This window comes from Streptomyces sp. NPDC020681 (genome assembly GCF_044334895.1).
GTDB lineage: Bacteria > Actinomycetota > Actinomycetes > Streptomycetales > Streptomycetaceae > Streptomyces.
Genome location: NZ_JBIRTX010000003.1, coordinates 575,356 through 593,258 on the forward strand (window position 1 = coordinate 575,356; position 17,903 = coordinate 593,258).

Annotated in this window: 18 protein-coding genes and 1 pseudogene; 14 read left to right on the top strand and 5 right to left on the bottom strand. The window is 70.1% G+C overall.

Features of this window, described 5'->3' with window-relative positions:
- Nucleotides 1-137: 137 nt before the first annotated feature.
- Nucleotides 138-1,712 carry a S8 family peptidase gene (locus tag ACH4YL_RS09725; protein WP_398506443.1) on the bottom strand — a complete coding sequence of 525 codons (1,575 nt, stop codon included), beginning with the start codon at nt 1,710-1,712 and terminating at the stop codon, nt 138-140.
- 190 nt (nt 1,713-1,902) lie between these two features.
- Between ACH4YL_RS09725 and ACH4YL_RS09730 the strand changes: the two genes are divergently transcribed.
- Nucleotides 1,903-3,003, top strand: a complete 1,101-nt coding sequence (locus tag ACH4YL_RS09730) for a threonine synthase (RefSeq protein ID WP_398506445.1) — start codon at nt 1,903-1,905, stop codon at nt 3,001-3,003.
- Between the two features lie 81 nt (nt 3,004-3,084).
- Entirely contained in the window at nt 3,085-5,667 is a 2,583-nt protein-coding gene (locus ACH4YL_RS09735) for a discoidin domain-containing protein (RefSeq protein ID WP_398506446.1), read from the top strand.
- Nucleotides 5,668-5,694: 27 nt separating this feature from the next.
- Here the strand turns inward: ACH4YL_RS09735 and ACH4YL_RS09740 are convergent, their stop codons facing one another.
- From ACH4YL_RS09740 to ACH4YL_RS09750, 3 genes are all read right to left on the bottom strand, one after another.
- On the bottom strand, nt 5,695-6,144 hold the full coding sequence (locus tag ACH4YL_RS09740; protein ID WP_398506448.1) for a winged helix-turn-helix transcriptional regulator: 450 nt from the start codon (nt 6,142-6,144) through the stop codon (nt 5,695-5,697).
- Between the two features lie 55 nt (nt 6,145-6,199).
- Nucleotides 6,200-7,363: a thiolase family protein gene (locus tag ACH4YL_RS09745; RefSeq protein ID WP_398506449.1), complete on the bottom strand. Its 1,164-nt coding sequence runs from the start codon at nt 7,361-7,363 to the stop codon at nt 6,200-6,202.
- 104 nt (nt 7,364-7,467) lie between these two features.
- A complete protein-coding gene (locus tag ACH4YL_RS09750) occupies nt 7,468-8,427 on the bottom strand; it encodes a GlxA family transcriptional regulator (protein ID WP_398506451.1) in 960 nt (319 codons plus the stop codon).
- A 123-nt stretch (nt 8,428-8,550) separates the two neighbouring features.
- Here ACH4YL_RS09750 and ACH4YL_RS09755 point away from each other — a divergent pair, with 123 nt between their 5' ends.
- The 7 genes from ACH4YL_RS09755 (at nt 8,551) to ACH4YL_RS09785 (ending at nt 13,228) form a co-directional block, all read left to right on the top strand.
- Nucleotides 8,551-8,844: a putative quinol monooxygenase gene (locus tag ACH4YL_RS09755; protein ID WP_398506453.1), complete on the top strand. Its 294-nt coding sequence runs from the start codon at nt 8,551-8,553 to the stop codon at nt 8,842-8,844.
- Nucleotides 8,841-9,371: a PaaI family thioesterase gene (locus ACH4YL_RS09760; RefSeq protein ID WP_398506455.1), complete on the top strand. Its 531-nt coding sequence runs from the start codon at nt 8,841-8,843 to the stop codon at nt 9,369-9,371. Before ACH4YL_RS09755 ends, ACH4YL_RS09760 begins: the two co-directional genes overlap by 4 nt.
- A gap of 18 nt (nt 9,372-9,389) precedes the next feature.
- Nucleotides 9,390-9,707 carry a DUF4326 domain-containing protein gene (locus tag ACH4YL_RS09765; protein ID WP_398506457.1) on the top strand — a complete coding sequence of 106 codons (318 nt, stop codon included), beginning with the start codon at nt 9,390-9,392 and terminating at the stop codon, nt 9,705-9,707.
- Between the two features lie 145 nt (nt 9,708-9,852).
- Nucleotides 9,853-10,587, top strand: coding sequence for a carbonic anhydrase (locus ACH4YL_RS09770; RefSeq protein ID WP_398506459.1), 735 nt, complete (start codon nt 9,853-9,855; stop codon nt 10,585-10,587).
- 155 nt (nt 10,588-10,742) lie between these two features.
- Entirely contained in the window at nt 10,743-11,444 is a 702-nt protein-coding gene (locus tag ACH4YL_RS09775) for a flavodoxin family protein (RefSeq protein ID WP_398506461.1), read from the top strand.
- A 57-nt stretch (nt 11,445-11,501) separates the two neighbouring features.
- On the top strand, nt 11,502-12,422 hold the full coding sequence (locus ACH4YL_RS09780; protein ID WP_398506463.1) for a hypothetical protein: 921 nt from the start codon (nt 11,502-11,504) through the stop codon (nt 12,420-12,422).
- Nucleotides 12,423-12,721: 299 nt separating this feature from the next.
- Nucleotides 12,722-13,228, top strand: a complete 507-nt coding sequence (locus ACH4YL_RS09785) for a DM13 domain-containing protein (protein WP_398506465.1) — start codon at nt 12,722-12,724, stop codon at nt 13,226-13,228.
- A gap of 275 nt (nt 13,229-13,503) precedes the next feature.
- On the opposite strand, the gene ACH4YL_RS09790 is transcribed toward ACH4YL_RS09785, so the two are convergent.
- Nucleotides 13,504-14,055: a tellurite resistance TerB family protein gene (locus tag ACH4YL_RS09790; protein WP_398506467.1), complete on the bottom strand. Its 552-nt coding sequence runs from the start codon at nt 14,053-14,055 to the stop codon at nt 13,504-13,506.
- A gap of 172 nt (nt 14,056-14,227) precedes the next feature.
- Here ACH4YL_RS09790 and ACH4YL_RS09795 point away from each other — a divergent pair, with 172 nt between their 5' ends.
- The 5 genes and pseudogenes from ACH4YL_RS09795 (at nt 14,228) to ACH4YL_RS09815 (ending at nt 17,885) form a co-directional block, all read left to right on the top strand.
- Entirely contained in the window at nt 14,228-14,920 is a 693-nt protein-coding gene (locus tag ACH4YL_RS09795) for an ester cyclase (protein ID WP_398506469.1), read from the top strand.
- A gap of 160 nt (nt 14,921-15,080) precedes the next feature.
- A complete protein-coding gene (locus ACH4YL_RS09800) occupies nt 15,081-16,205 on the top strand; it encodes an MFS transporter (RefSeq protein ID WP_398506651.1) in 1,125 nt (374 codons plus the stop codon).
- A 181-nt stretch (nt 16,206-16,386) separates the two neighbouring features.
- Nucleotides 16,387-16,665: pseudogene (locus ACH4YL_RS09805) on the top strand (three-helix bundle dimerization domain-containing protein); the annotation flags it as partial.
- Nucleotides 16,666-16,699: 34 nt separating this feature from the next.
- Entirely contained in the window at nt 16,700-17,239 is a 540-nt protein-coding gene (locus ACH4YL_RS09810; protein ID WP_398506470.1) for a serine hydrolase, read from the top strand.
- A gap of 100 nt (nt 17,240-17,339) precedes the next feature.
- Nucleotides 17,340-17,885, top strand: coding sequence for a DUF6234 family protein (locus ACH4YL_RS09815; protein WP_398506472.1), 546 nt, complete (start codon nt 17,340-17,342; stop codon nt 17,883-17,885).
- Nucleotides 17,886-17,903: the final 18 nt, after the last annotated feature.

The window sequence follows — 17,903 nt, forward strand, 5'->3', positions numbered from 1 at the left end:
ATCGTGCGGGCGGTTCGTACGAGCGGTTCGTGCGAACAGGCGCGCGGATCATATGCGAGAGGGGCCGGAACAAGACAGAGGGGCGGCCGCCGCAGCGACCGCCCCTCGTCACACTGTGATCGGGTCCGAACCGTGGATCAGAACTGCAGGGCCCAGGTGTCGATCTTGCCGACGTCCTGCGCCGCGTTGTCGCCGACCCGCAGCTTCCAGGTGCCGTTCGCCACCTCGGACGCCGCGTTCACCGTGTACGTGGCGAGCACGTTGTCCGAGCTGCCGCCCGACCCGTACGCCTTCAGGTTGTAGACGGTCCCGTCCGGCGCGACCAGGTCGATCCGCAGGTCACCGATGTAGGTGTGCTTGATGTCGACGGAGACGCCCAGTGTGGCGGGCGCGTTGCCGGTGACACCGCTGACCGTGATCGGGGACTCGACGGTGGTGTTGTCGCTGATCGTGTAGTCCCCGGTGTTCTCGAACTTCTTGCCCGGGGGCGGGGTGTCGGTGGAGCCGACGTACAGCAGACGGTTCGGCGAGCCGGAGCCCGGCGTACCCACCGCGCCGGTCGTGGCGGCGGTCGTCAGCGCCGTGGAGACCTGCGCCGGCGTCGCGGTCTTGTTGCCCGCGAGGTAGAGCGCGGCCGCGCCCGCGACGTGCGGCGTGGCCATCGACGTGCCGGAGATGGTGTTCGTCGCGGTGTCGCTGGTGTTCCAGGACGACTTGATCGACGAGCCCGGCGCGAAGATGTCCAGGATGCTGCCATAGTTCGAGAACGACGAACGTCCGTCGGTGCTGGTCGTCGAGCCGACGGTGATGGCCTCGGCCACGCGCGCGGGCGAGTAGTTCGAGGCGTTGGCGCCGTCGTTGCCCGCCGCCACGGCGTAGGTCACGCCGGAGGCGATGGAGTTGCGCACCGCGGCGTCGAGGACGGTGTCGACCCCGCCGCCCAGGCTCATGTTGGCGACGGCCGGCTTGACGGCGTTCTGCGTCACCCAGTCGATGCCCGCGACGACCTGCTCGGTCGTTCCGGAGCCCGAGTTGTCCAGCACGCGGACGCCGACGATCTTGGCCTTCTTGGCCACACCGTGGGCGGTGCCGGCGACGGTTCCGGCGACGTGCGTGCCGTGGCCGTTGCCGTCCTGCGCGGTGTTGTCGTTGTCGATGGCGTCATAGCCGTACGACGCGCGGCCGCCGAAGTCGCTGTGGGTGATGCGTACACCGGTGTCGATGATGTACGCGGTCACACCCTCGCCCGCGGTGTCCGGGTAGGTGTAGCTCTGGTTCAGCGGGAGCGCCCGCTGGTCGATCCGGTCGATGCCCCAGGACGGCGGGTTGGGCTGCGTCGCGGTGGCCTTGAAGACACGGTTCTGCGAAACGGAGACCACGGCCGGGTCCGCGGCGAACTTCTTCGCCTGGGCCTCGGTGAGCTGGACGGAGTAGCCGTTCAGCGCGGCGTTGAAGGTCTTCTTGATCTTCGCCCCGTAGGTGGCGGCGAGCGCCTTGCCCTTCTTGGAACCGGCGTCTGCCGCCGACTCGCGAAGTGTGACGATGTAGCTGCCCTTGATGACGCCGGGGGCGCCCGCGTTCTGGATGACGCCTTCCGGGGCCGGCTCGGCTGCGGTGGCCGTGAGGGCGGAAGTGGCGCCGATCGTAAGGGCCGCGACGGCTATGGCACTGGCCGCGGTGAGTCTTCGGCGCGCATTACGCATCACTGACATGCGAGGGGTCCTCCTCTTGGGTGGTGCGCTTCTGTGGGGGTACGGCAGGCCCATGACAATGGATGAGAGCTGAATCAATTGCGTCCTTGTCTCGCCTGCCGAGCGAAAGATTGGCGGATCCATAGGAATCCCACAAGGGTTCGGGGAGTGACGTAACACATGCGCCACACAACTGCCATGCTCGTGACCCATGACCTCGTACTTCTGCCCGGACTGCGGCATTCGCTCCGGCGTAGCGCAGGCCGCCTGGCGCTGTCCCGGCTGCCGCGGTCCATGGGACCTGGAATTCGTCGCCGATCCGGTAGACCGTGCCGCGTTGCCGGGCCGGGTCAACTCACTGTGGCGGTACGAGGAGGCGCTTCCGCTGGCCGCTCCCGCCGTCTCGCTCGGCGAGGGCCGGACACCGCTGGTGGAACTCACCCCGGCCGTCTCGGCCAAGCTCGACTTCCTGATGCCGACGCTCTCGTTCAAGGACCGCGGCGCGGTGATGCTGGCGGAGCTGGCCCGCAGGCTCGGACCGGACCGGGTGGTCGCCGACAGCAGCGGCAACGCGGGCACGGCCGTCGCCGCGTACTGCGCGCGGGCGGGCCTGGAGTGCACGGTGTACGTCCCCGAGGCCACATCGGCCAAGAAGATCGAGCAGATCCGCGCGCACGGAGCACACCTCGAACTGGTCCCCGGTGACCGTGAGGCCACCGCCGACGCCGCCCGCGCCGCCGCCGACGGCCCCGGCACCTTCTACGCGAGCCATGTGTACAACCCGTACTTCCTGCACGGCACCAAGACCTACGTCTACGAGCTGTGGGAGGACCTCGGCGGCACACTGCCCGACGCGATCGTGGTGCCCGTCGGCAACGGCACACTGCTGCTCGGCGCGGCCCTCGCCATCGGCGAACTCCGCGCCCACGGACTCATCGACCGGCGCCCCGCTCTCGTCGCCGTCCAGGCCGAGGCCGCGTCACCGCTGGCCGCCGCCTTCCACGCCGGCGCGGAGGATCTGCTGGACGACCGGCGGCCGATCGGGCCCACGCTGGCCGAAGGCATCGCCATCCCACGTCCGCCGCGCGCCCGCGCGATCCTGCGGGCCGTACGCGAGTCGGGCGGCACGTTCCGGACGGTGACGGAGGAGCAGATCCGGGCCGCGCAACTGGATCTGGCGGCCCGCGGGCTGTTCGTCGAGTCGACGGGCGTGGCCTGCTGGGCGGCGGCGGGCGACTGGAACGAGGGCTCGGCCGTCGTCCCGCTCTGCGGCGCGGGCCTCAAGACCGGCCTCGCGCCCCAATCTCCCTGAGAACCGGCCGAGTTCACTCGTTCCAGGAGTCCTCTCCGACGAGGAACGACTCCGAGATCGACTGGTGGATACGGTCCTGTGATGAGCCTCTCGCGCAAGCCGTACCTTGCACCCTTAGTAGCGAGCGCACTGATCGCAGCAGCCGTTCCGTCCCTTTCGTACGCAAAAACGCCGCCCGCGTCCGTGAAGGCATCGCCGAAGGCCTCCCCGGCGGCGTCCTGTGAACGCGACACCGATCCCGCCTGGGCCCCGACCTCCACCCGCATCGACGCGTCCGGCGACAACCACGCGTACAGCGGCAACGGCTATCTCGGCATCCGTGTGCCACCCACCGGCGCCGGCTACGCACAGAGCACGGCCAAGACCGGCTGGCCGCTGTTCACGCCGCGCTACGACGGCGCGTTCGTCGCCGGTCTGTACGCGCACCACCCGGACACCACCGCCGACCGCCAGGTCCTCGCGGCCCTGCCCACCTGGACGACGCTCGACGTCCGCGTCGGCGACGAGACCTTCGGCCCCACGTCCCGTGTCTCCCACTACCGCCAGACCGTCTTCCAGCGCTGCGGACTCGTCCGCACCTCGCTGACCTGGACGACCGCCGACGGCCGCGCCACCGACCTGGTCTTCGAGGTCGTCACCGACCGCTCCGACCCGCACACCGGCGCCGTACGCCTGCGGGTCGCTCCGCACTGGGACGGCTCTCCCGAGGTCACCGACCGGCTCGACTGGCGCGGGGCCCGCCGGATCACCCGTACCGGCGATGCGACCTTCCGTACGGAGGGCACGGTGACGGACGGCGCGATCGCCACAACTCTGCGGCGCGGCAGGGACGGTGACGCGCGGGAGTACGTGAAGTACGTCGGCGTCGACACCACGCTCACCTCGCCCGATCCGCGGCAGACCGCCCGGGACGCGGCGCGGCGCGCGGCCGGTCGCGGCTGGCATGCCCTGCTGCACGCCAACACCGAAGCCTGGTCGGCTCTGTGGACCTCGGACGTGCTGACGCCGGGTGAGCCTCAGTTGCAGACGTGGCTCCGCTCGGCCCAGTACGGGCTGCTGGCGAACACCCGGCGCGGCTCCTCCGACAGTCTCGCGCCGACGGGTCTGACGAGCGACAACTACGCGGGGCTGGTCTTCTGGGACGCCGAGACCTGGATGTATCCGGGGCTTCTCGCCACCCGCCCGGAACTGGCGCGCTCCGTCCTCGACTACCGCTACCGCACCCGCGAAGGAGCCGCCGAGAACGCGGCCAAGCTCGGCTTCAAGGGCCTGTTCTATCCATGGACGAGCGGCGGCGAAGGCGGGCTGTGGTCCGAGTGCCAGAGCTGGAACCCGCCGCACTGCATCACCCAGATCCACCTTCAGGGCGACATCTCGCTCTCCGTCTGGCAGTACTACCTGGCCACCGGCGACCGCGCGTGGCTGCGGGAGCGCGGCTGGCCGCTGCTGAAGGGCATCGCCGACTTCTGGGTCTCGCGGGTCACCGAAAACCAGGACGGCAGCTACTCCGTCACCGACGTGGCGGGACCGGACGAGTACAGCAACGGCGTCGACGACGCGGTGTTCACCAACGCCGGAGCCGCCACCGCGCTGCGCAACGCGGCCCGCGCCGCCGAACTGCTCGGCGAGAGCGCACCGCCCAAGTGGCGGCGGACGGCCGACGGGCTGCGCATTCCGTACGACGCGCAGCGGAAGATCTTTCTGCAGTACGCCGGATACCCAGGCACCCGGATCAAGCAGGCCGACACGGTCCTGCTGACGTATCCGCTTCAGTGGCCGATGGAGCCGGGCGCGGCCGCCGCGACGCTCGACCACTACGCGCAGCGCACCGACCCGGACGGACCGGCGATGACGGACTCGGTGCACGCCATCGACGCCGCGGTGATCGGTGCGCCGGGCTGCTCGACGTACACCTATCTGCAGCGGGCGATCAAGCCGTTCGTGCGCGGACCGTTCTCGATCTTCGCGGAGGCGCGCGGCGACAAGCCGGGCGCCGACGACCCGCTGGCGGGCTCTCCCGCGCAGGACTTCATCACCGGCAAGGGCGGCTTCCTGCAGGTCTTCACGCACGGTCTGACGGGACTGCGGCTGCGCGAGGACGGCGTGCGGCTGGATCCGCTGCTGCCGCCGCAGTTGCGGCACGGGGTGACGCTGCGCGGACTGCGGTGGCAGGGCCGTACGTTCGACATCGCGGTGGGTCCGCGGCGCACGACCGTACGGCTCACGGCCGGCGAGCCCTTCACGCTCAGCACTCCGGCGGGCAGGGTCCGTCTCGAGGACACCGTCACGCTGCCGACGCGACGTCCGGACCTCGCGCCGACGGACAATGCGGCGCGGTGCGTCGGAGTGACCGCGTCGTCGGAGGAGCCGGGCATGTATGCGGCCGCCGCCGTCGACGGCAGTACGGCCACGGCCTGGATCCCGGACGGCACGAACGGGACGCTGACGGCCGACCTCGGCCGGACGACGAAGCTCGCCTCCGTCGCTCCGCGGTGGACCGATGTACGGCCGGTCTCATACACGGTCGAGACATCGGCGGACGCGGCACACTGGGCGCCGTTCACACCCGGTGTCCGGGCGCGGCACATCAGGCTGACCGTGCGGTCGAAGGACGCCGACAATCCGGCGGGCGTAAGGGAGTTGACCGTCCGCAGGACGGACTGAGCGGGCGGCATCCCTTGCGTGGTGCGGTCAGTCGGCGGTGAGCGTGCCGCGTCCCGTCGGCGAGTGCGCACCCCTGCGCGCCGGCTTGCCGCAGTGGGCGCAGACGAGTTCCGGATCCAGGGTCTCGCCGCAGGAGTGCTGCCACTTCACCGGCGGATCACCGGCGTTGAGGTGCCGGTCGCCCCACTTCATGAGGGTGAGCAGGACGTCCCCGAGCTCCTGGCCCGCGGGCGTCAGATGGTATTCGTAGCGCGGCGGATGCTGGTTGTACTGCTTCCGCCGCACGGCTCCGGCCGCCTCCAGCTTGCGCAGCCGGGCCGTGAGGATGTCGCGGGACGCACCGGTGTTGCTGACGATCTGGTCGAAGCGCCGTACGCCATGGCTCAGTTCGCGGACGGCGAGCAGCGTCCAGCGCTCGCCGACGAGGTCGAGCGCGTCGGCGATGGAGCACTCACGTGGCTGGATGCTCTTCGACATGTGACTCATTCTAGGTCGCGAGGTCAGGCCGATTCTGAGCCGGATCTGAGACGGCTCAGAGCCGTTCGATGATCGTGGCGTTGGCCATGCCGCCCGCCTCGCACATCGTCTGCAGCCCGTAGCGCCCGCCCCGGTCCTCCAGGCCGTGCAGCAGAGTCGTCATGATCCGCGCTCCGCTGCCGCCGAGAGGATGCCCGATCGCGATCGCGCCACCGCGCACATTGAGCCGGTCCGCATCCACGCCCGTCTCGCGCTGCCAGGCCAGCACCACCGAGGCGAACGCCTCGTTCACCTCGAACAGATCGATGTCCTTGGTGCTCAGTCCGGCCCTGGCCAGCACCTTCTCGGTGGCCGGCATGATCGCCGTGAGCATCAGCAGCGGATCGTCGCCCACCACGGCGAACGAGTGGAAGCGGGCGCGCGGCCGCAGCCCGAGCCGCTCCGCCACGTCCGCGCCCATGATCAGCAGCGCCGCCGCGCCGTCGTTGATCGGTGAGCTGTTGCCCGCCGTGACCTGCCAGCCGATCTCCGGGAAGCGTTCCGCGGCGGCCGGGTCGTAGTACGCGGACCGGAGCCCGGCCAGCACCTCCGCCGAGGTCCCGGGCCGTACGGACTCGTCCCGCTGCCCGGCCCAGGCCACCTCACGGTCGAACTCGCCGCGCTCCCACGCGCCCGCCGCCCGGCGGTGCGACTCCACCGCGTAGGCGTCCAGCTCCTCGCGGGAGATCTTCCAGCGGGCCGCGATGAGTTCGGCGCTGATGCCCTGCCCGACGAGTCCTTCCGGATACCGCTCGCCGAGGCGCACCCCGAACGGGTCGCTGCCCGGCAGCACGTTGGACCCCATCGGCACCCGCGACATCGACTCCACGCCGCACGCGACGGCGATGTCGTACGCGCCGCTGATCACGCCCTGCGCTGCGATGTGCGCGGCCTGCTGCGAGGAGCCGCACTGCCGGTCCACGGTCATGCCGGGCACGCTCTCCGGAAATCCGGCGGCCAGCACCGCGTTGCGGGTGATGTTGTAGGCCTGGTCCCCCACCTGTGTCACACATCCGCCGATGACGTCGTCGACGAGCGCGGGGGCGATCCCGGCCCGCTCGACCAGGGCCACAAGGGTCCGGGCGAGCAGGTCCACGGGGCGTTCGTCGTGCAGCGCCCCTCCTGGTTTGCCCTTGCCGATCGGCGTACGAACCGCTTCCACGATGACCGCGTCGCGCACGGCGCCTCCCAAGTCCGAGTGAGTTTGAATGTCAAACTCACTCCCGACGATGCACCCCGGGAAAGTGAGTTGTCAATCCCAACTTACCCGTCGGTACGCACGCCTCAGCGGCCGCGCAGTGCCGCCGTCGTACTGCCGGTGCGCTCGCGCAACAGGATCCGCAGCGTGTTCGCATGCTCGTAGCCGACCTTGCGGGCGATGGAGTCCAGCGAGAGACCGGTCGTACGCAGCAGATGTGAGGCCCGCTCGACGCGCAGGTCCTGGACGAAGCGGACCGGCGACGTGCCGAGGACCCGGCGTACGGTCCGCTGGAGCGTGCGCTCGCTCACGCCGAGCGAACGCGCCGCCTCCGCGACGCTCAGCGGCTCGTCCAGATGCAGCCGGACCCAGCCCTCGAAGGCGGCGACGAGCGGATCGCTCTGCGCGAGCGCGCTCGGGATCGTGTACGCCGACTGCGACGGCCGCTCGTCGACAACGAGATAGCGGGCGACGAGATCGGCCAGCGCCGGGCTGGTCATCCGGACGACGGCGAGCGCGAGGTCGACGTGGCCGAAGGCGGCACCGGCCGTCGTGACGCCGTCCGATGTCGTCACCATCCGGGTCTCGTCGATCGTGACGGCCGGATAGCGCTGCCGGAAGACCGGCGCGAGCCACCAACTCGTGGTCGCCTTCCGCCCGTCGAGCACTCCCGACTCGGCCAGCAGGAACGTGCCCGTACAGGCGGAGGCGACAGGAGTGCCGCGGCCGCGCGTCTCGGCCACAAGAGTCCGCACGGAAGCCGATCCCGCGCCCGCGACATGGTCGAGCAGCGCTTCGGGCCGCCGCTCGGCGAGCGCGGGCACGATCAGCAGATCCGCGCTCCCGGCGCCGGCGGCGGGCGCGGTCTCGACGAGATGTCCCGCGCCGGTGCGCACACGACGGCGGAATCCGACGGTGTCGACCTGCCAAGCGGGCGGCGGCTCCGGAAGCTCGCCGCGCATCGCGTTGGCGGCGTCGAGGACGTCGAGGATCGCCGAGAGTCCGGAGTCGAAGACGCCGTCGTACACCACCACTGCCACATCCATGACGGAAACGGTATCCGACACGTCGTTTACGACACTGGGGTGATGGCGATCGGGGCGCTAGCTTTGCCGGTGTCCCGCTGATCGGGACGCTCTCGATGCCCCTCGACGTACGGAGTGACGACCATGAACCTCGGACTGCTGGTCAGGATCGAAGCGAAGCCGGAGTACGCGGAGAAGGTTGCGGGCCTGCTGAGTGACGCGCTCCGGCTCGCGCGCGAGGAGGAGCACACCGTCACGTGGTTCGCCTTCCGGGAGAGCCCCACCGTCTTCGGGGTCTTCGACACGTTCGAGACCGAGGAGGCACGGGCGGCTCATCTGCAGGGCAGGATCGCGGCGGCACTCATGGAGGCCGCGGAGACGATGCTGAGCTCCGCGCCGGACATCCGGCCCGTGGACCTGCTCGCGGTGAAGCTGTGACCGAGCTGACCCGCCCGTACGCCGTCGACACCACAGCGACCCGTTCCCGCACCCACACCTGGGTCCTGCCGGAGAACTACGCGGACGCCGTGGACCACTCCGGCCTGGACCTGCTCCGCCGCAGCCTCGACGGCGACTTCCCGCAGGCCCCGATCTGCGGAACGCTCGGCTTCCGCCTCGTGGCGGCGGACGAGGGCCGGGCCGTCTTCGAGGGCGAGCCCGGTGAACATCTGCTCAACCCGATGGGCTCGGTGCACGGCGGTTTTCTGGCGACGCTGCTCGACTCGGCGCTCGGCAGCGCGGTCATGACGACGCTGCCTGCCGGCCGGGCGTACACCACCATGCAACTCGGGCTGAACCTGGTGCGCCCGGTGTTCGCCGACACTCCGCTGCTGCGCTGCGAGGGCACGGTCATCCACGCCGGGCGTACGACGGCGACGGCGCGGGTGGTCGGCGCCGCCGACGGCAGGCTGTACGCGCACGCCACCACGACCTGCGCGGTCTTCGCCTGGCGGGGCGCGGCCTGAGGCCGGAGGATCCACCACATGAACCGCACGACCGTCGTCAATCTCAAGGGCCATCGCGACGACCCCGACTATGCGGACGTCGTGTACGTGGGCCGGGCCATGCACCGGGGCGGCTGGCATCTGGACGGCTCACCGCTGGCGAGCCCGTACCGGCCGGGCCCCGACGGCACGCGCGAGGAGGTCGTCGAGAAGTACCGCGCGCATCTCCTTTCGCGGCCGGACCTGTTGGAGCTGCTGCCGGAGCTCCGGGGGCACAGGCTGGGCTGCTGGTGCGTGCCGGAGCGGTGCCATGCGGAGGTGATCGCGGAACTCGCCGACGCGGCTGCGCGGACCTGATGCTGACGACCGGCAGACCCGTGGGCCGGCGGTGGGAAAACCACCCACGCCTCCTCGCGCCTGCCGTCGGGCTCCGACACCGCGATGAACAATCGCCCGGGTCCGGACGTCCACACGCGTCCCGGCGGACCGAAGGGAACGGCCCATGGGCAGAGACGGACAGCCGGATCGCAGATCCGTGCTCGCCGGCGGACTTGTGGTCGCCACGGCCGCGCTCGTCGGCTGCTCATCGTCGAGCGCCGCCCCGTCGCCGACCAGCGCTTCACCACAGTCGCGGCCCATCACGCCCGCCGCGGCATTCGCGAGGCTGGTGGACGGCAACGAGCGCTGGGTGAGCGGAGATCTCCAGCATCCCGACCGTGATCCGACCCGGCGCGAGTTCGTGGCCCAGAAGCAGGAACCCTTCGGGTCGGTCCTCGCGTGCATCGACTCCCGGGTGCCGCCGGAACTCCTCTTCGACACCGGGCTGGGTGACCTCTACGTGATGCGCACGGGCGGGGAGGCGGTCGGCCCGGTGGTCACCGGTTCCGTGGAGTACGGCCCGATGACGAGCGGCACTCCGCTCATCGTGGTCCTCGGGCATCAGCGTTGCGGCGCCGTCGAGGCGTCGTACAAGTCCATCCGTGACGGCGAACCGCTGCCCGGCAACCTGCAGGCGATCGTCAAGGCGCTCCGGCCGGCGTACGAGCAGGCAGTCCGGGAAGGCGGCGCCGACCCGGTCGAGACCATGGCCCGCGCCCAGGTCGAACTGACCGCGGCCGACCTGCGCACCAACCAGGACCTGGCACCCCTCGTGGAGAAGGGTGACCTTGCCGTGGTCGGCGCCTACTACTCGCTCGACACCGGCAAGGTGGAAGTCCTGAGCGGCGCGCCATCCTGACGGGTCGGGCTCAACGGAGCCCGGCCCTTGTGGCACGTGTCGATTGCCCGTCCATGAGCATGCGGGTGTGCCGGCGCTGCTCAGCGACGAGGCCGGCGACGTGAACGGTTCGAGTGTCACTTGTAACGTTCGACGCGCGGGCCGCACTGAGGAGTATGAGCCATGACGACCTGCGTGCGCTGTTCCTCAACTGCACGCTGAAAAAGAGCCCGGAGCGCAGCCACACACAAGGCCTGATCGACCTCAGCTCGCGGATCATGGAGAAGCAGGGCGTTCAGGTCGAGCAACTGCGGCCGATCGACCATGAGATCGCCACCGGGGTGTGGCCGGACATGACCGAGCACGGCTGGGAGCGCGACGTCTGGCCGTCGATCTACCAACGGGTGATGGCCGCCGACATCCTCGTCATCGCCGGCCCCATCTGGCTCGGTGACAACAGCTCGGTCGCCAAGCAGGTCATCGAGCGGCTCTATGCCTGCTCAGGTCTGCTCAACGACGCGGGCCAGTACGCCTACTACGGGCGTGTGGGCGGCTGCCTGATCACCGGTAACGAGGATGGCGCCAAGCACTGCGCCATGAACGTCCTGTACAGCCTGCAGCACCTCGGATACACGATCCCGCCGCAGGCGGACGCGGCCTGGATCGGGGAGGCCGGGCCGGGCCCGTCCTATCTCGATCCGGGCTCTGGTGGTCCCACCAATGACTTCACCAACAGGAACACCACGTTCATGACGTGGAACCTGTTGCATCTGGCCCGGCTGCTCAAGGACGCCGGCGGCGTTCCGGCGCACGGGAACCAGCGGTCGCAGTGGGACGCCGGGTGCCGGTTCGACTTCGAGAATCCCGAGTACCGCTGATCCCGAGTACCGCCAACGATCGCCAACCCCCACCAACTCAGCAACGAGAGGCCGAACATGACCGTCGAGTCCGTCGCGACCGTCCCCACCTGTGCCTACCCGGGCTGCACCAATCCGCCCGAGCCGTCGGCACCCGGTGCGCAGGGTCCGGCGCCCCGCTATTGCCAACACCCCGAGCACAACGCGCTCGGCGCGTTCAGGAAGTTCCGCGCCAAGCGGCAGCAGCGCAAGGAGGACAAGCGCACGGCAGCCGAGGCGAAGAAGGCGGCAAAGGGGGCCCAGGCACCGGTCGTCGAACAGTCCTCGCCCGCCCCCGGGCACGTATCCGCTGCCGATACGGCGCATGGTGCGCCTTGGCACCTGCTCGCCACGGAAGCGGTGCCCCATACGTCCGGGCAGGTCCCCGGCGCCGAGGTGGTGCCCCCGCAGCCCGCACGAGCCCCCATGGCCGATGCGTCCGAGTCGGCTGCGGCGGACGCCCTGAACAGTGAAATGACGGCCATGGCTGCGTTCTCGATGGTCGACGGCGACCAGGTCGCTCAGTCACGCGACACCCTCGTCGCGCTCATCGACCAGCTCGCCACCGATCTGCCTGCCTATCTCGAGGAGTTGGCGATCATCACGGACTCCGCGGCCGCCGAGACTCGGATCGAGACGGTCACCCGCGCGTCCGTGCAGCGCATCCTGGCCGCCGAGGAGCGCGCCGCGCTCGCCGAGGAGGCGGGCGACATGGCCGTCGCCGCGCTCGATGCCGCGCAGGAGAAGTTCGCCGAGGAGACCGCCGCGATCCGCGAGGAGACGGCCCGTCAGGTGGCGGACGCCGAATTCGTCCGGGCGGAGCTGGAGCGCTACCGCGAGCGTGTCAGCACGCTCGAAGTCCGGCTCGACGCCGTTCGCGACGAGGCCGATGAGCTGCGCCGTGAGAAGGCCGCGCGCTCCACCATCGATCACGAACAGCCGCGCCCCACCGAGCAGTAGTACTGAACGCCCGTCCGCCCGGCCTACGGCGTTCCGGTCCCGCGCAGCTACGCCTTCACCCGGGTTCAGCTCGGCCGCGACGACCGACGCCACAGAAACCTACAGCGCCGTCGACTGGAGCTGACGGCAAGCAGAGTTCAGGGCCGGTTCGGGGCGGGAGCTCCGAACCGGCCCCGCGTCGGCAGACGGCGGAGCAGGTGCCGGCGGCCGTCCAGCCGAGAGCCGTCCCTCGGCGCCAGGCCCGGTCACCGGTCCGGCGCCCCAACAGACGCGAACATCCCACAGAAACGGAAACCCTCATGAGCCGAACCAAGCGCCCTGTCCTCTGGATCACCACCGCGGTGGTCGTCGTTGTGGCGGCTGTCGGGCTTTACCTCTTCCAGCCCTGGCGGCTGTTCACCTCGAACCACGTGGATGAGGCGGCGCCCGTGGCCTCCGGCCAACAGGGAGCCAGGGCCGAGCCGTTGGCATCCGGCAACTTTGTCTCCCACGAGCACGACACCAGCGGCGCGGTGGAGATCCAGCCGCTCGCAGACGGCAAGGCGAACCTGCGCCTGACGAACCTGCGCACCTCCGACGGCCCTGCCCTGCACGTCTGGCTCAGCGACCAGCCGGTCAAGCCGGACGGCGGCGGCAACCTCGACGACGGCACCCACGTCGACCTCGGCGATCTCAAGGGCAACGAGGGCAGCCAGAACTACGCGATCCCTGCGGGCACCGACCTGAACAAGTTCTCCACGGTGACCATCTGGTGTGAACGCTTCAGCGTGTCGTTCGGCGCGGCCGAGCTGAAGCAGGGCGCCTGACGAACCCGGATCGCACCGGAAAGCCGTGGGGGGGGGGGGGGGGGGGCCCCCCCCCCCCCCGGTGGGGGGGGGGGGGGGCCCCCGGGGGGGGGGGGGGGGGGCCCCCCCCGGGGGGGGGGGGGGGGGGCCCCCCGGGGGCGGGGCCCCACCCCCCCCCCCCCCCACCCCCCCCCACCCCCCCCCCCCACCCCCCCCCCCCCCCCCCCCCCCCCCCCCCCCCCCCCCCCCCCCCCCCCCCCCCCGCCGCGGTCTGTCACCCAGTACAGAGCAGGCGGTCAGAGGCCGAACTCCTGCGGGGACAGTCCGAGTACCGAGCACGCCTCACGCAGGACCTGCTCCTCGGCCGGCGCGACAAATCCGTCCGCACCGGCGACAACGAAGCCGGTCTGCACGACCGCCCGCGCCTCCGTCGGCTTCTTCGCCGCCTTGGCGATCTCCTGCATGGCCTCCGCCTTGCCCTGCTGGAAGTTGAACGCCAGCTGGTCGACGTGCTTGTTGAACCGCTGCCGCAGTTGGTCGGACGGGAAGTTCTGCAGGACGTCGTTGTTCAGGATCAGCGACTCCACATGCTGCCGCTCGGCCGGGTCGACATGCCCGTCGGCGGCCGCGACCAGGGCGCACATCGCCATGCTGGCGTCCCGGTAGGCGCCGCTCTTCAGCTCCGCCTTGAGGGAGGTGAGCTGAGTCTTGAGCGTGCTCACCAGCTTGTCCCGCGACCCACGGCCGGACCCCGCACCCGGCCGCCCGTGCCCTCCAGAGCCCCGTGTCCCCTGCGACTGCTGCTGCAGATTCTTGGCCTGGTCCTTGATCCGATCCCACATCGCCACGCGTGCCACCTCGGCTTCTGCCCATGTCGTTCCGGTCGTACGCGCGCTGCCGCGCGTCCTCCAGCCCAACGTCTCCCGACGGCCCCAAGTTCCACTTCCCCTGACTCTCCACCCTCCCCAAACCTCACTAAACTGGACGTATCCCACCCAGATCACAGAACCGGGAGACACCATGAAATTCGTACAAATAATCGACTGCAAGACCGACCGGTTCGAAGACATGGACCGGCTCATGGACCAGTGGGCCGACCAGACCAAAGGCAAGCGGACCGCCACCCACAGCCTCATCGGCAAGGACCGCGCCGATGGGTCGCACTTCGTCGAGATCGTCGAATTTCCTTCGTACGAAGCGGCGATGAAGAACTCCAAGCTTCCGGAGACGGACCGGATCTTCCAGGAGATGGTGGCGCTCTGCGACGGCATGCCCACCTTCACCGACCTCGATGTGGTCCGCGACGAGCAGTTGAACCAGTCAACTTCTCGCCGGTTCTTCGACGAGATCGCCGTCGGAGGCAACCTCGACGCCATCGACGAGGTGTTCGCGTCCGACTACACGGACCACGACATAGGCAAGGAAGAGGACGCCGTGGTCGGCTCCGCCACCATCCGCAGCGATGTCAGCGGCTGGCGCTCCGCCTTCGACTTCACCTTCGACATCGACCGGCAGGTCTGCGAAGGGGACGACGTCGTGACCCTGTGGACCTGGACCGGCACTCACAAGGGCGACTTCATGGGCATCGCGCCGACCGGCAAGCAGTGCACCATGACCGGCACCACGATCTTCCGGTTCAAGAACGACAAGATCAAGGAAGGCTGGTGGCACTACGACCTCCTGAGCCTGATGCGACAGCTCGGCGCCGCCTGACGCGGGTGAGTGCGGCGTGCAGCCTCGTACATCTCTCGCTCCGCAGATGACCGGCCGGACAGACCCTTCCGGCTAGGTTGGCGGCGTGATCGTTCGAGGCGCAGAGGTACCCCGTACCCGGAGCTGGTACCTCGCGGCCGCAGGGGTGTTCGCGGTCGGCATGGCAGGGACCACGCTGCCGACGCCGCTGTACGGGCTCTACGAGGAACAGCTCGGGTTCGACGAGCTGACGGTGACGGTGGTCTTCGCGGTCTACGCGATCGGCGTGATCACCGCGCTGCTGGTCGCCGGTGACTTCTCCGACGTACTGGGCCGACGCCCCGTGCTGATGGTCGCTCTGGGGCTGTCGGTCCTGAGCGCGCTGTGCTTCCTCTTTGAGGGCGGGCTGTCGCTGCTGTTCGTGGGACGGCTGCTTTCGGGGTGTGCCGCGGGGCTGCTCAGCGGGGCCGCGACAGCTGCCGTACTGGAGTTGGCGCCGCCGGACCGCCGCGCCCGGGCGGGATTCGCCGCCACGGCCGCCAACATGGGCGGTCTCGGCTGCGGTCCCCTGCTGTCGGGGTTCCTGGCGGAGTACGCGCCGTGGCCGCTTCGGCTGCCCTTCCTGGTGCACATCGCGCTGCTCCTGGCGGCCGTCGCCGTCACCCGCGCGCTGCCCGAGACAGTGACGCGTCGGGTTCCTCGCCCGCCGCTGCGCCCTCAGGGCATGGTCGTGCCTCAGGAGACGCGCGAGGTGTTCGTGCCGGCCGGTCTGGCCGCGTTCGCCGGGTTCTCGCTGCTGGGACTGTTCACCGCCGTAGCACCGGGCTTCCTCTCCCAAACCCTGGGAGAGGACAACCAGGCCGTCATCGGCTTGATCGTCTTTACCGCATTCTGCTCCTCCACCGCCGGCCAGCTCTTGATGGGCCCGATGGGCACGCGGCGTGCGCTGCCCGCCGGCTGTCTCGTACTGACGATCGGCATGGCCCTCGTCGCGTCCTCCCTCCTGACGGAGTCCTTGACGCTGCTGGTCGTAGGCGCGGTGATCGGGGGCCTCGGCCAGGGCCTGGCTTTCCGCGCGGCCCTCACCAGCGTGAGTGCGGTGGCCCCGGACGAGCACCGTGGCGCGACGATCTCCGCCTTCTTCGTGGTCGCGTACGTCGGGATCTCCTTGCCGGTGGTCGGAGTCGGGGCGCTCACGCTGGCTCTGGGGCTGCGCGACGCGGGTCTGATTTTCACGGGCTACGTGATGCTGCTGTCGGCCGGCGTGGGCGTGTTTCTGCTGCGTCGGCCGCCTCGAACGGTCTGACAGCCGGCAGTAGGGCGTCGTCCGTCAGGCGGTTTCGACCGGGCGGCCTGACAATGAAGGGAGGCAGCCTCACAGTCGGCCGCCGAGCTGTCTCGGGGTTTGTCGGGTCCGGGGGGCCATCGGCCATGCAGTCTCCGACCCTTGAGAATGTGGGTCTTGCGAGCGCGCGGGCGGTTCAGCGATGAGGACGGACGGGCCGGCAGCCACAGCCGGCGACAGCACCCCACCAAAGGAAACGAGTAGCGGACCCGGTCCGCACCTGCCCGCCGGCCCGGCGGCATCCCAGGCAGCCAAGAAGTCCGCCCGGCAGGACGAGGCAGTCGCCCTCCTTCGCGTGGCCGCAGGCCTGAAGAGCGCCTACCCGTCGGTCGACGCTGCGATCGTGGAGGCAGCGGTCGCGACGGTCCACGGCACGTTCCAGCAGGCGAAGATCCGGACGTACGTCCCGATCCTGGTCGAACGCCGGGTCCGGATCCTGCTCCGCGCCATCGGCCGTGAAGGAGCCTCCCCCGCGTCGGTGGCCGGCGGCGGCGCGGCCGCCTCGCTGCCGCCGACGTCAGAGACGGCAGAGACGGCAGAGACGGCGGCGCCGGCGGAGCGGTCGACCGGAACCACGGCGCGCTCTCCCCTGCGCACCTGGTGGAGGCCGGAGTGGCTCCGTCCGTCGCCCGCTTCGGACATGGGCCACGGTGGCGACCGCAGCTGACCGCGTGGCACTGCTCATGACGGTGGATCAGGTGGAAGGCCGAACCAGAAGCCCGCCCGGGCCGCGGCAAGGGCCCGGGCCGGGGTCGCCTCGGAAGTCCGCGAGGCACGGCATCTTCGAGACCAGCGGCTGGATCGGGCACAACGGCTCCATTCCGGGCTACGAGAGCGTGACCGTCTACCTGCCCTCGCAGAAGGCCACCCTGGTGCTCCTGCTCAACTCGGACGTCCCCTACCAGGGCCAGGAGCCGTCCACACTGCTCGCCAGGGCGATCACCGGAATCGTGACCCCGAACAACGTCTACGACCGCCCGGTTCCCCCGCGTTAGGTTGCCGAACCGGCACGACTTGGTGGTGACGTGGCCACGACTTGATACCGGCTCGGGAAATGCGGCACGCACCCCGTCACGTTCGCAGGAACCTGCGCGCATGCCTCTCGAGCCCAGTACCGACAACCCGCAACTGCCGCAGGACCGCCCGCAACCGCAAAGTGTCCCCAAGCCCCGCGGCGACGCACTCGCAAGTGGCTGCCTGGTACTGAGCCTGCCCCTGCTCGAGGCCGTGGGCGCGCTGATGCTGGCCCTGGCTCTGGGTACCCGGGGCTGGGCCCGCTCGAGCAGCCATGCGAACTCCAAGGTCCCTTCCAAGGCGCCCGCCATGGACTGGGTACCCGTGTTCTGGCTCGGCGGGTTCACCTTGGTCATCCTCGCGATTGCCGTCATCCTGCTGCGCTCGGCACGGCCGTACTCGGGAGCGCTTCAGCTACTCATCGCCGGGCTCTGTCTGGCCGTCACCATCACGGTCGGGAACAGCGAGTACGAGCGCGCTCATCCAGCGCCGCTGCCGCCGTGCCCGACAGCGGCGGGAACGCCGTGTGAGCCCGACGATCCAGCGTCTCCGTACGGGCCGGGCGGTACCTCACACCAATGTCGCAGCGGTGGGAACAGCGACGAGTGTGCCAACAGCGGGCGCTGACCTGGCGCTGACCGCGCA

What these genes read in the sequence shown, in the direction of transcription:
- ACH4YL_RS09725 (WP_398506443.1), bottom strand. Translation starts at nt 1,712, where the DNA reads ATGTCAGTGATGCGTAATGCGCGCCGAAGACTCACCGCGGCCAGTGCC.
- ACH4YL_RS09730 (WP_398506445.1), top strand. Translation starts at nt 1,903, where the DNA reads ATGACCTCGTACTTCTGCCCGGACTGCGGCATTCGCTCCGGCGTAGCG.
- ACH4YL_RS09735 (WP_398506446.1), top strand. Translation starts at nt 3,085, where the DNA reads ATGAGCCTCTCGCGCAAGCCGTACCTTGCACCCTTAGTAGCGAGCGCA.
- ACH4YL_RS09740 (WP_398506448.1), bottom strand. Translation starts at nt 6,144, where the DNA reads ATGTCGAAGAGCATCCAGCCACGTGAGTGCTCCATCGCCGACGCGCTC.
- ACH4YL_RS09750 (WP_398506451.1), bottom strand. Translation starts at nt 8,427, where the DNA reads ATGGATGTGGCAGTGGTGGTGTACGACGGCGTCTTCGACTCCGGACTC.
- ACH4YL_RS09755 (WP_398506453.1), top strand. Translation starts at nt 8,551, where the DNA reads ATGAACCTCGGACTGCTGGTCAGGATCGAAGCGAAGCCGGAGTACGCG.
- ACH4YL_RS09765 (WP_398506457.1), top strand. Translation starts at nt 9,390, where the DNA reads ATGAACCGCACGACCGTCGTCAATCTCAAGGGCCATCGCGACGACCCC.
- ACH4YL_RS09770 (WP_398506459.1), top strand. Translation starts at nt 9,853, where the DNA reads ATGGGCAGAGACGGACAGCCGGATCGCAGATCCGTGCTCGCCGGCGGA.
- ACH4YL_RS09775 (WP_398506461.1), top strand. Translation starts at nt 10,743, where the DNA reads ATGAGCCATGACGACCTGCGTGCGCTGTTCCTCAACTGCACGCTGAAA.
- ACH4YL_RS09780 (WP_398506463.1), top strand. Translation starts at nt 11,502, where the DNA reads ATGACCGTCGAGTCCGTCGCGACCGTCCCCACCTGTGCCTACCCGGGC.
- ACH4YL_RS09785 (WP_398506465.1), top strand. Translation starts at nt 12,722, where the DNA reads ATGAGCCGAACCAAGCGCCCTGTCCTCTGGATCACCACCGCGGTGGTC.
- ACH4YL_RS09795 (WP_398506469.1), top strand. Translation starts at nt 14,228, where the DNA reads ATGAAATTCGTACAAATAATCGACTGCAAGACCGACCGGTTCGAAGAC.
- ACH4YL_RS09800 (WP_398506651.1), top strand. Translation starts at nt 15,081, where the DNA reads ATGGCAGGGACCACGCTGCCGACGCCGCTGTACGGGCTCTACGAGGAA.
- ACH4YL_RS09815 (WP_398506472.1), top strand. Translation starts at nt 17,340, where the DNA reads ATGCCTCTCGAGCCCAGTACCGACAACCCGCAACTGCCGCAGGACCGC.